Source organism: Corynebacterium sp. MSK035, from assembly GCF_030232615.1.
Classification (GTDB): Bacteria; Actinomycetota; Actinomycetes; order Mycobacteriales; family Mycobacteriaceae; genus Corynebacterium; species Corynebacterium jeikeium_D.
The window spans coordinates 26958-39361 of the sequence record NZ_JASPJP010000013.1 but is presented as its reverse complement, the minus strand read 5'-3'; the positions used below and the strand labels follow the sequence as shown (position 1 = coordinate 39361).

Annotated in this window: 9 protein-coding genes; 4 read left to right on the top strand and 5 right to left on the bottom strand. The window is 60.2% G+C overall.

The genetic code is table 11. The features are described from left to right. Nucleotides 1-31 precede the first annotated feature (31 nt). From trxB to QP978_RS08575, 5 genes are all read right to left on the bottom strand, one after another. Nucleotides 32-970: a thioredoxin-disulfide reductase gene (trxB, locus tag QP978_RS08595; protein WP_005511625.1), complete on the bottom strand. Its 939-nt coding sequence runs from the start codon at nt 968-970 to the stop codon at nt 32-34. A gap of 164 nt (nt 971-1134) precedes the next feature. Continuing rightward, complete coding sequence (locus QP978_RS08590; RefSeq protein WP_224783764.1) at nt 1135-1698, bottom strand: sigma-70 family RNA polymerase sigma factor; 564 nt, start codon at nt 1696-1698, stop codon at nt 1135-1137. A 235-nt stretch (nt 1699-1933) separates the two neighbouring features. Further along, the gene (locus QP978_RS08585) at nt 1934-5542 is read right to left on the bottom strand and encodes a murein biosynthesis integral membrane protein MurJ (RefSeq protein WP_070439191.1); all 3609 of its coding nucleotides are present in this window, start codon (nt 5540-5542) and stop codon (nt 1934-1936) included. Nucleotides 5543-5569: 27 nt separating this feature from the next. Next, a complete protein-coding gene (locus tag QP978_RS08580) occupies nt 5570-8107 on the bottom strand; it encodes a hypothetical protein (protein ID WP_070546007.1) in 2538 nt (845 codons plus the stop codon). Between the two features lie 6 nt (nt 8108-8113). Continuing rightward, nucleotides 8114-8971 (bottom strand): NUDIX domain-containing protein, encoded by an 858-nt coding sequence (locus QP978_RS08575; protein ID WP_284857067.1) that lies wholly within the window; start codon nt 8969-8971, stop codon nt 8114-8116. 160 nt (nt 8972-9131) lie between these two features. On the opposite strand from QP978_RS08575, the gene QP978_RS08570 reads away from it, so the two are divergent. From QP978_RS08570 to QP978_RS08555, 4 genes are all read left to right on the top strand, one after another. Beyond that, a complete protein-coding gene (locus tag QP978_RS08570; RefSeq protein ID WP_016421726.1) occupies nt 9132-10574 on the top strand; it encodes a CCA tRNA nucleotidyltransferase in 1443 nt (480 codons plus the stop codon). Further along, nucleotides 10574-11215 carry a YqgE/AlgH family protein gene (locus QP978_RS08565; protein ID WP_016421725.1) on the top strand — a complete coding sequence of 214 codons (642 nt, stop codon included), beginning with the start codon at nt 10574-10576 and terminating at the stop codon, nt 11213-11215. The genes QP978_RS08570 and QP978_RS08565 overlap by 1 nt, the downstream gene beginning before the upstream one ends. 111 nt (nt 11216-11326) lie before the next feature. Continuing rightward, nucleotides 11327-12010, top strand: a complete 684-nt coding sequence (locus tag QP978_RS08560) for an AzlC family ABC transporter permease (protein WP_049170132.1) — start codon at nt 11327-11329, stop codon at nt 12008-12010. After that, nucleotides 12007-12357: a branched-chain amino acid transporter permease gene (locus tag QP978_RS08555; protein WP_049170093.1), complete on the top strand. Its 351-nt coding sequence runs from the start codon at nt 12007-12009 to the stop codon at nt 12355-12357. Before QP978_RS08560 ends, QP978_RS08555 begins: the two co-directional genes overlap by 4 nt. Nucleotides 12358-12404 lie beyond the last annotated feature (47 nt).

Sequence of the window (12404 nt, the reverse complement as noted above, 5' to 3'; positions counted from 1 at the left end):
TATCCAGCTAGTGCGACTGCCCTGCTGTCAGCTACCGAGCAACAGTTTCCAAGTAGTGCTCAGCATCCAGCGCAGCCTTGCAGCCAGAACCAGCGGCGGTAATTGCCTGCTGGTAATGCGAGTCAACAACATCGCCCGCCGCAAAGACGCCCTTGAGAGAGGTCTGGGTGCTCGGAGCGGCTACCTGAATGTAGCCATTCTCATCGCAATCCAGCTGATTGCGAACCATCTGCGAACGTGGCTCGTGGCCAATTGCTACGAACATGGCAGTCACATCCAGGACGGACTTCTCACCAGTGACGGTGTCTTCCAGCTCGAGACCGGTAACCGAACCCTTGTCCTCACCAAGAACCTGGGACACAACCTTGTTCGTCGCAAAGCGAATCTTGTCATTGTTCTGCGCGCGCTCGACCATGATCTTCGACGCACGGAACTCATCGCGGCGATGGACAATCGTCACCGAGCGGGCGAACTTGGTAAGGAAGGTTGCCTCTTCCATTGCGGAGTCACCGCCGCCGATGACGGCGATATCGTGGTCGCGGAAGAAGAAACCATCACAGGTGGCACAAGCGCTGACACCATGACCAAGCAGCGCCTGCTCACCCGGAGCACCCACATAACGCGGAGCGGCACCGGTTGCCAGGATGACAGCGTGAGCCTTGTGCTCTTCTTCGCCAACCCAGACAGACTTGATATCGCCGGTGAGATCCATGCGATCGACAATCTCCATGCGCAGGTCAGCGCCGAAGCGCTCTGCCTGTGCGCGCATCTGATCCATCAGCTCTGGGCCCATGATGCCCTCGGAGAAACCTGGGTAGTTCTCCACATCGGTAGTCGTCATAAGCAGGCCGCCAAACTCGATGCCCTCGAACACCACAGGCTTCAGGTCGGCACGGGCTGCGTAGGTGGCAGCCGTGTAACCGGCGGGACCGGAACCGACGATGATCAGGTCGTGAACGATATCGCTCATGAAGACTCCTATAATTTTTATCTCTCACATCACATGGCGCACAGTGATGCTCAGTAGTAAGCAAATTTTTCAGCTCCGGGAAAGAAATTACCGGAACCAGCCACCTCAACCAACGTGAGGTTAGCCATCTCTATTCCCCCAGCCTCTCCCCTGCTCCGCAGTTGTTAGGCCACCTGCACTTCTTCCAATTGTCGCCGAAGCGTACGACGCGCCCGCGCCCGCCGAGACTTCAACGTCCCGCTCGGCTGCCCAATACTGCGAGAGGTCTCCTGCAGCGAATATCCAAAGATGTCCAAGTACAGCAGGGCATCCCGTTGATCCGTTGGCAGCTGCTCCAATGCGGCGGCCATAGTCACACGTAGCGGAACATCCGGGCAGGGAATCGGCTGTGAACTCATAAACGTCTCAAAATCCTCCTCCTTATCGCAGAGAGGGATCTCCCCGAAACGACCGCGGTTGTGGTCAATACACGCATTCTTCACGATGCACGTCAGCCACGTCGCCACCGTCGAACGCCCGCGAAAATTCGCCGCCCCCGCAATTGCCCGCGCCAGCCCCTCCTGTACCCCATCCAAGGGATCGAAATCATCCCGACGATAGCGCCGCGCCATCGCTACCAACTGCGGATAATAACGCCGTGCCAACACCGCGAACGCGCGACGATCCCCCGCCAGGTGCGCCTTCAATAATTCACGATCGACCTCGTCCGCAGATGCATGCTTTTGCATACCGACGACGCCACAATCCCCCAGTCGCCGACCCATGCGGGCCTTACGGTGACTGTCCCCAATTCGATTTCTTCCCCCAAAGTTCATGGCTCCTATGCAAACACGAAACCCGCGCTCTCCGCTTGGCAAAACTGCTGTGGAGACCGCGGGCTGTGGATGAATTTCAAAACGTCCCAGTAGCTGTGGATAACTTGGGACAACTTGAACTGTTGCCACCTAAGGCAAGCTCAGAGCGTTATTCCGTACCACGCACCTGAATGTCGCCAATAGCAACTGGCAGCAACGAATCCGGAGATTGCTCAGCCAGATTGCGGTCGCCGACAAGTGGGTTGTCCGCATCGGAATTCTGCGACTCAGCATCAGCATCAGCATCTGTATCAGCGTCAGTGTCTGAGTCGCTGTCGGCTACCGCTTCCGCAGCCGTCGGCAAGCCGGAGATCCAGACAACAAGGTTCTTCCACTCAGTGTCGCGGCTATCGATTTCAATGGTCGTCGTATCTGAGGTGGCAGTAGCGCTTCCGAGAACCGTTGTGTCATCCAAGTTCGTCGAGTCAGCATCTCGTAGGCCGCGAACTTCAATGTGTGCGCCCGGGGTCGCCGCGACCTTAAGTTCTCGAATGGTTGCCGGTTCATCCAGAGTGACCCGAATACCAACGCCAGGTTTGAAGTCCTCTGGACGATTGCCGAACTGGCTGAGGTAAGTCGAAGTTACCCAGAAGCTTTCCTCGTCACTATCGATGGTCAGCTCAGCCATGTCCGGATTGTCTGGACCGGCTGCCGGGTTGTCGCTGTCGGCCTGCCACTCGTTAGCGTCGGCAAGCGAAAGCGTCGTGATCGGAGCCGGGCCGCGTCGTACGGACTCGGAGTTAATCGGTGCGTCCGAGGAACGGTTAACCAGACCAAAGATGCCCGCGGCGACAAGTGCACCGACAATGACTACACCGACAACGACTGCGCCGGTGCTGAATGCGCGGGTGCGATTCTTGGTGTGGCGAGCGTTTGATTGGGCTACACCGTCGGCATCGACGGATTCGCGCGCACCGGTGTCGGGGTCGATTGCGAGAAACTCCGAAGAGTCGGGGCCGAGCGCTGCAGTGCGCAAATCCTCCGCGAGTGTGCGAGCTGGCGACTCCTGTTGGTTGAAGTTCTCCGGGCGAACCTGCTTCGCGCGGTCGATGGCAGCAGAAATATCGGAGGGGATATTTGGCACGTTGTAGAACAGCTCGTCGATGACAGAAAGCAACGCGTTGTAGTCCGAACGTTGCGAGCTATCGGGCAAAACGACGGGGAAAGCGTCGTAGATGTGGCCGTCGCTGCTGATGCGCAATTGTCCAGGCTTGTTTGTCAGGCCAAGGCAGCGCCCAGATTCGTGGGCGTCGGCGATTGTCTCGGCAAGTGATGCTATTGCGAGTGCCAGGGCATCCGGGTGGGCGGCCTGATCGAACCGCTCAATACCGATACTGCTGGTCCAGTCGGCGACGATGAGCACCTCGGTGCGTGTCTTCGCCACACTATGAATGCGGGACATCCCGGTGCCAGCCAGGTCACGCAGCTCATTGGTCGTCGTGGCAATCTTCTGGGCGGCAACCGATGGCGAAGTGTCGTAGTACGGCAGTGCAATCGTGTCGACGAAGACAAGTGCGACATCTGAGTTGTCGGGATCGCCCATATCCATGGCACGCCACAGGCGCAGACCTGGGTAGGTTGCGACTTCAGAACGCAGACGGAAACGACCACCTGAGACCATCTCGCCGGGTACATAGCGGGTTGGGCGAGAACCCTGCGTCGGCATCGGTGGCAGCAGCGGCGAAGCGGTGAAGCCCTCGTTTGCCAGACCCGTGGCCTCGCCGATCAGGTTCGACGGGGCAATCGAGAAAGCATCAGCGGCGAAGCCACGTTCGCGCTCCATATCCTCACGGTCGGCGACGGCATTGTCGGCTGCATGAGGCTGCGGAGCAAAGCGGCGTAGACCCGGGATGCGGCCGAGGAAGCCACCCAGAACGCGGACCTCTTCCAATGGAGCCTGAGCGAGCACCAGGCCGGTACCGATGAGGAAGACCACGCCGGTGACGATGGTCTGCAGCAGCACGCCGAAGGAACCGAAGAAATCGAACAGCACAAGGTCGGTCAATGCGAATGCGCCCCAAGCAACGGCGACACCGACAAGCGACGCCCCCAGTGCCCACAGCACGGTGTGGACGGTCGCCTTACTGTCCAAGTGTCCGAGAGTGCGGCGCAAGAGCAAGAAGCCAATTACCGCGCCGGCGACGAAACCGAAACCGTTGGCGGCACCGAGCAACACGACGACGGTCTCATCGTCAGAAGCCAGACGAGGAGCGAAGAACGACAGAATCACCTTGACGGTGGTAATGCCGAGGATGATGAAAGTCGGGGTCCAGGCCTCTTCACGGGCGTAGAAAACACGCAAGTGCAAAAGCACAATGGCGTATGGAATAAGCGAGAACGCCGAGAAGGACAGCGTCCAGCCGAGAATCTCTGCGGTTTCGCGGGGGAACTCCAGATACGCAAAAAGACCGACGGCGATGGGGCGGCCGAATGCGGTGAAGAATGCGACGATCGGCACCAGCGCAATCATGGTCAGGCGCGTACCGATGGACAGATCGCGGACCACTGCCCCATCATTGCCGTCGGCTGCATTGCGGGACAGTCGCGGCATGATGGCGGTCAGCAAGGTAACGCCGATGATGCCGTAGGGCACCTGCAACAGCAGCCACGCCTGCTGGTAAATCGTCGGCGCGGCCTTGGAGGCAGTCGAGGCAATATTGGTGGTGATGAAGTAACCAGCCTGGGAAATTGCCACGTAGGTAATAATCGCGACACCCATGCCGGTGAACTGTTTGATGCGGTCGTCGATACCCCACAGCGGACGCAAATCAATGCCCGCGCGCTTGAGGTAGGGAATCATGATGGCTGCCTGAATGACGACACCCAGGGTGGTACCAAGACCCAAAAGCAGGATGTGCGGATCGGAGAGTGAACCGTCCGAATCCGGACTCAATTGGCCGGGCAGGAACAGATATAGCAAGAGCGTGGCAATGGCCACGACGTTGTTGGCGACAGGTGCCCACGCACCGGGTTTAAAGATTCCCTTGGTGTTTAGCACCGCCATGAGCAGCGCAAATATGCCGTAGAAGATAATCTGCGGCAATAGTAAGAACGCAAATGACGTTGCCAGCGGAACGTTGACCTTACCGGCCTCGTTAAGGCTCAATCTGGTCAACAGTGGCGCACCTATCACCGCCAGCACCGTCACCACTGCCAACAGCGTCATAGAGACAGTCAAGAGACGTCTAATGAAGGCGGCACCGTGATCTGGATCCTCCTTCTCCGCGCGCACCAACACTGGCACCACCAGAGAAGTCAGCACTGCGCCGAGGACGATTTCCGTAATCAGGTTCGGCAGTGTGTTGGCGACGTTGAAGGCTGAAGCCACAGCCGGACCCAGCGTCGCGCCGATGAGCAGGTTTCGCAAAAAACCCGTAATGCGCGAAATCAGGGTAGCGATTGCCATCGAGCCCGTGGAGGCGACGATGTCCGAGTTCGACTGTCCCTGATTTGCGTCCGCCGTCGAGCCTGCGGAGGAATCGCTGGAAGCGGTTGCTGTCGCAGTTGCCGCCTTTGCTGGCGATGGTGATGCCGATTCCGTCATCGCGTCAGTGGCGGTATCGGCATTTGCCTTATGGCCGGATACGCGAGTTAGGTCCGGGGCCGCTTCGGCCGGCTGAGATTCAGCCGTTGGCCGCGCCGCCGGAACCGGAGCCGGTGGCGCGGGGCGACGAATGCGGCCTCGAAGTCCAGATTTATGCGCGTCTGAGTCAGTCACATGTCCTATTGTTGCTTAAAAGGGGGTCTATTTCCGAAAGTACTGTGACCGTTTTGCGGCAAAAAACCCACCAACAGTGACGATGACGAGGGTCACGATAGCCAAAACCCCAACCGAAGCGCCCGATTGCACGGAAATACTCACTGATCGAGAAATCGGCGTGCCGCCAGGTGATTCGAGCCACAGCAACAGATTGTGGGAGTTGTCTCCACTATCCCGTGGCCGGTCTCCCTCTGGAGCATTGGTTGCCGGAGTGGATTCTGCATCATCACCCGACTTCGGAGTGAACTGAACAGTCACCGACCCCTTGGCGGGGATGGCGGCCTCATACTTCTCCTCCAACACCGAATCTCCAGCGCCGACGCGCACGAACGCGGGAACCGGCAGCGGCAGGCCATTACGAGCCAGCACCGCAATCGGCGACAGCTGCGTTGCGCGGGTGTAGACACCGCCGGGAGCTACCAACGTCACCGAATTGCGCAGGCGTCGATTCATAATCAGTGCCTGGTCGCTGAGTTCTTCGCTCCGCCGCTGCACGTCAGTTGACTGCAGCTGATTTCGCCGGCCGAGAGTTGTAAACGAGCGCAGCAAGTCGTGCCGCAGGGGACGGGTGAATTCATACCGTGTCAGTGCGACATTGGGATCGTTGGACATGATTGTGGTCAGGTCCGTGATTTCGCGGGAGGCCAGTTGAGCCTTCTCCACGAGCGTCTCACTCACTGGCGCGGGATCGGCAAGTTCGTCAATTGGAGTAACCGAGCCCGCATCCAGGTCGTGAGCTGAAGTGGTGATGGAGTCCATCAGCGGAGTCAGCTCAGCCAGGTTATCGTCCACGGCTTTCCGGACCGCGGCCATGAAATCTTCAGCGTCGCTAGCGCGTGGATCCCAACCGGACGGTGGTGCTGCCACCACAGCCGCGCGAGGGTCATCCGAATCAGTCAGTGATTGGAACAGAGTGCCAATCGCTGTCTGCATCCGTGCAGCCTCGGAGTCGATTCGGAAATCGTAGCGTCCGAGCAAATTCGAATACGCCACAGTCTGGGGAGACCGTCCTGTTGCAGCCAGAGAGGTTGTCAGTGCCCCAGGGAGGGCGAAGGCGCGGCTACCGTCGGCAAGCACGCCACTATGGCCGGGGCGCAGTGTCTGACCATCGGCGGTGAAGGCGGTGTTGTCTGCGACTAACACGGTGGTGTCGTGCGCGGCTTCGGGTGGAGTGGGCGAGGGTGGCATCGTCTCGCTGGTATCTACGCGGTTTTCGAATGCGCGCTCCGGGGTGGTCCCGTTCAGGGCCGTGGCCGCCGAGTACAGCGGGGCGCTTTCCGACGTCACGTATCCCTCGGCCGGCAAATAGAGGCCCGGCAGTGCCTGAACGTCCAAATGCTTGGCGATAGTCTGCCGACCAGCGGCGAGTGCCTCCATCGAAAGCTCGTGATCCCCCACGCGAGCCACGGCGCTGGCATCGGTGCCGCCCCACGGCAGTGACAGTGTGCAGGTGTCCTGTGTGAGATCGTGCAGCCGATTGAGCCAGGCGGCAGCATTGTCACTGGCGGGCATATGCGTGAGATTGGTGTCATCCGCGTTTCCCCAGGAATCCCGCAGTCGCGGAGAGGACTCCACAGGACTTGGGCGGCTGGTGCCAATCCAGTATTCGCGGGTCATCCTGGAGATTGCGTCGAGGGTCTCCGGGTCGATGGCGATGCAGGTCGATTCCCGCAACCTCTGCCCATCCGGGCCGGCAAAGCCCTTTTCCAACGAGGTGAGCAAACCGTCGAGGCGGCCACCGCGTTCGAGAGACTCGGCCAAAGAATTGTCGGTGAGGATGAGATTCGGCGACGAGGGTGCGTCACCGGTCTCACCGCCGACCAGTGGCACTGGCTGGCTGATGGGCCAAATCAGCGAAAACGGCACTGGGTCGCGGCGGGTGGGCGCATCGGAATTGTCGGTCTCATCGTTGTCGTTCTCATCACCGGCAGGCGGTTCCGGCTCATCACCTGCGGCTTGCGGATCCGTCACCGGTAGCAGTGCGCGTGTTTCCGCCAGCAGGCGGTCGATGTCATCTGCCGGTTGCCCGTTAGCATTGATGAGCAGCGGAAACGTGCCGGCTTCCGTGATGTCGAGTCCTTCTGGGGACGGTGCGGAGATAGGAACACTTAGCGTAACCTCACGCTTCTCCCCCGCTTTCAGCTCGATGGGGGCACTGAAGGTCCCAGCCACATCAAACACTGATTCAGGCTCAGCGAGAATCGTCCGCGCATCTGCAGAGGAAGCCAGTGCGCCGGCCCGCTGTGGGCGCAGCGCAACATTGCTGATATCCGCATCGGAGGTGTTGTGCACCTGCACCTTGATGGTCAGTGTCGAATGCAGAGCCGCGACATGCGGAGTGAAGCTGGTTATCGAAAGCCGAAGGGGGCCCTGTTCACCGACACGATTGGTGCCACTGCCCCACAACTGCTCATCTTGCGCAAAAGCTGGGGGCGCAACGGTCGTCGGCAAGCACAGTATGAGCGCTGCGGAAGCGGCCGTGACTTTACGAACAACATTTCTTGGCAACTGCAACCTGAACATGCGCAATCACCTCGGCGTCTGCCGGCCTGCTCGCTTTTCCGCGCGGGCGAGATCGGGCAGCAGATTGTGCGCGCGCCGGGCCAGTTTGCGTTCGTCAGCGTAGGCCAACCGTTCCACCAGGGTGTCTACAGGGACCCACATGACCTGGGTGACCTCGGGGTCTTCGTCGTTCAAATCGCCATCGACGTAGCGCAGAAGGTGATGGTGCACGGTCTTGTGAATCCGCGTGCCATCGGAGACAAACCAGTAGTCAATCACACCGAGCTCTTCGATGACCTCGCCGCGAATGCCCGTTTCTTCCCACACCTCACGTTCGGCGGTGGAAGCGAAAGCTTCGCCGGGTTCGACATGGCCCTTAGGCATCGACCACAGCAGGCGCCCGCGACGATCGTGCCGACCAATGAGCGCGACATAAATCCGTGACAGGTTGACCTTGCCGCCATCTCCGACCGCCTCGGCAAGCCCCGAGACGACCAGTCCGCCCGCCGAAGTCTCAATCGAGGTCTGCATCGGCGCTGCATTTTGCGCGCGCGACGAGTGCGCGCGGCGATTGTTCGTGCGCTTCGTCTGTGCGTGACGACGGCGATTGTTCCTATCCTGACCGTTCTTACGGCCACCGCGGTTGTTCGACTGCTTCGAGGGTCGTGCCGACTTCGGTGATTTGGAAGATTTCTTGGCGCCACCGGAGTTTGGCTTGGCCGATTTGGGGCCATTGGCACTGGAGCCACTACGTTTTGCAGAATTTCCGCTGGTAGTAGCGTTGCTCGTGTTGGTGGACGAGGAAACGCCACCTCTTCTGCGCGGTCGCCGACGACGTCGACGGCTCTTCGCCGCCGAGTTGTCATTGCGTACCACGTTGTTCATTCCACTTAGACTACCGGGTTTATAGGTATAAGCGGGTATTGTGTCGGTCGTGACACAATCGACTCCTTCAACGACAAATGGTGACCAGCCCGGGGGGACTACACCTCCCGGTGCTACTCCGGCGGCTGCTGACGCGGACCCAAAGGTGCGCAGGACGGCAATGCTGGCAGTGGCGGATCAGGCGATCGCCAAGGAGTCTGAGATCCTCGATTCGCTGGCAGCTGCGTTTAGTGCAGCCGGCCATCGCCTGTACCTCGTGGGCGGTTCTGTGCGCGATGCTCTCTTAGGGCGACTGGGCGTGGATCTCGATTTCACCACCGACGCGCGCCCGGAAGTGACGCGCGCGATCCTCGATGACTGGGCGGATATTGTCTGGGATACCGGCATTGAATTCGGCACACTCTCCGCGGAACGGCATGGCCGTCAGGTGGAGATCACCACATTCCGTGCGGATACGTATGACCAGGTCAGCCGCAATCCGGAGGTCACTTTCGGTGACACGCTGGAGGGCGATCTAATTCGCCGTGACTTCCGCTGTAACGCCATCGCCGTGGAGCTCCATGGTGACGGCACCCGCACCTTCCTCGACCCGCTCGGAGGTTTCGAGGATCTTGTCGCGGGTGTGTTGGACACCCCGGGGGCGCCGGAGGTCAGTTTTGGCGACGACCCCCTGCGGATGCTGCGTGCCTGCCGCTTCGCATCCCAGCTGGGGTTCGACGTGGCACCGCGTGTGCTCAAGGCGTTGAAGGAAATGTCCAGCGAAATTGACCGCATCACGGTCGAGCGCATCTCCACCGAGCTGAACAAGCTCATCCTGGGTGCGGACCCAAGCCGAGGTATCGACCTGATGGTGGAATCGGGGTTGGCCGACCGCGTGCTGCCGGAGATTTCCGACATGCGCATGACGCAGGATGAACACCGCCAGCACAAGGATGTCTACCAACACTCTCTGCAGGTCATGCGGCAAGCTATTGACCAGGAAGAACCCGGTGAACCGGACCTCGTACTGCGATGGGCGGCACTGCTGCACGACTGCGGCAAACCCGCTACCCGTGCCTACAACGAGCAGGGAAACGTCACCTTTTACCAGCACGAAGTGGTTGGTGCGAAGCTGGTGCGGCGCCGCCTTCGGAAACTGAAGTTCCCGAAGAAGACCAACCACGAAATCTCGCAGTTGGTCTACCTGCACATGCGCTTCCACGGCTACGGCGAAGGCAAGTGGACGGACTCGGCGGTGCGACGTTATGTCAACGACGCCGGAGATCTGTTGGAACGACTCAACAAAATCGTGCGGGCCGACTGTACGACGAGAAACCGTCGTAAAGCAGCACGCCTCGCACGAGCCTGCGACAGCCTGGAAGCGCGAATCAAGGAGCTCGCCGAGCAGGAGGACCTCGCACGCGTCCGCCCCGACCTGGATGGCAACGAAATCATGGAAATTCTGGACCTGAAGCCCGGCAAAGAAGTCGGACAGGCCTGGAATTACCTGAAAGAGCTGCGATTGGAGTCCGGTCCGCTGGAGCGTGAAGATGCTATCTTGGCGCTGAAGAAATGGTGGTACGAGCAGTCCGGTGAGCAGGCTGAAAGCGAAAGTGAGAGCTAATGGCATCGATTAATCCGGAAAATCTCTACGGCGACCGGCTTTTTACCAGCCTTGAGCGCAACGACCCGGCTGCCGGGATGCTGCTGCTCGCAGCACCCGGCATGCTCTCGCCGGAGTTTTCCCGCTCGGTGATTTTCCTTATTGAGCACGATGAACACGGCACCCTTGGTGTCGATCTCACGCAGCGTTCGCAGACGCCGGTGCACAATGTGCTCGAGCCTTGGGCGCCGCTGATGGCCAAGCCGCCGGTGCTCTACGTCGGGGGTCCGGTCAACCAGACACAGCCAATCTGCATTGGTGTGGTGCGAAATGGTGCCACCCTCCCAGAGGAGACCGACAGTATTACCGGTGCCCCGCTGATGGAACGCATCGCTCACAGGTTTGCGCTGGTCAACCTCGGTGCGGAGCCGGAGGGCGTACGCGACCGCATAGATGGCGCACGCATCTTCGCCGGTTACGCAGGCTGGGATCCGGGGCAGCTGGAAGACGAGCTCGAGCGCGGTGACTGGTACGTCGCCCCTGCCCTGCCCTCAGATGTACTCGCGCCTGCTGCCGCGGACATCTGGGGTGATTGCATGCGCCGTCAGCCCTGGCCGCTGCCACTGTATGGCACCTATCCCGTAGATGTACGTGACAACTAGATGAGTGAGCACATCAATACCGAAGGAAACAGGGCTGAAGGAAGTAGCGCCACAGGAAACAGCGACCGCACCGACATAGCTGCCGGCATCCGGCAGACACTGCCCGTGGGCATGGGACTCATTCCGCTAGGGCTCGCATTCGGCCTGCTCATCGCACAAACTGGCTTTAGCTGGTGGTGGGCCCCCATCTTCTCCTTCGTGGTCTACGCCGGGTCGATGGAATTCCTCGCTGTCGGCCTGGTTATGGCGCATACGGGTCTGCTCGGCTGTGCCGTGACGTCCTTTATGGTCAACTTCCGCCACGTCTTCTACGGACTGACGTTCCCACGCGACCGGATACAGTCTCGTCTCGGCCGCGCATATTCCACATACGCGCTTACCGACGAGTCGTATGCCATCGTCTCTGCAGCAAATCCGACCGAAAAGATGTCGGGCCACCGACTGCTGACGATTCAGATTCTCTGCCAGTTATTGTGGGTGGGCTCCGGCATTGTCGGGGCGCTAACCGGCGCAGCACTGCCCGAGGGTATCCGCGGTGCCGAGTTCGCACTGGTGGCGCTCTTTACGGTGCTGGCCATGGACGCGTTTGAGACTTCTAAGGACTGGTCACTGCCCCTGTCCGCTATCGTCTGCACGCTGGTGGGCTGGCTGATTAACCCGAACCAGATGCTGGTTATCGGACTGCTGATGTACTTCGGCCTGCTGCTGTTGCGCGTGTGGTCACCGCGGGTGGATCGGGTGATGCGCATGACGTCGGCAAGCAATCAGCGTACGACGGAGGGAGAGCGAGCATGACCGCGATGCCCGATTCCGGCTATGTGCTTGCCGCGCTCTTTGCGATGGGTACGGTGACTCTTGCGCTGCGTGCGCTGCCGTTTGCATTCGTGCGCACTCTGAAGGGGTCTCCCCTGTTCGAGTTCCTCGGCACGACCATGCCGGTTGGAGTCATGGTGGCGTTGGTTGCCTACACCGTCTTCGGGCGGCTAGGACTCAGCGGTGAGAGTGGCGACCCCGGCGCTGCCTGGGCCGTGCCCGTAGCGCTGGCCGTCACCGTTGGCCTGCACTGGTGGCGGCGCAACACCGTGATTTCGATTTTTGTAGGCACGGCGCTGTATATGGTCCTCGTGAACCTTGTCGCGTGAGGTGCGCTGTGTGTGGGACGGTGCCAGCGGACCAGTGGCTAGCGGCA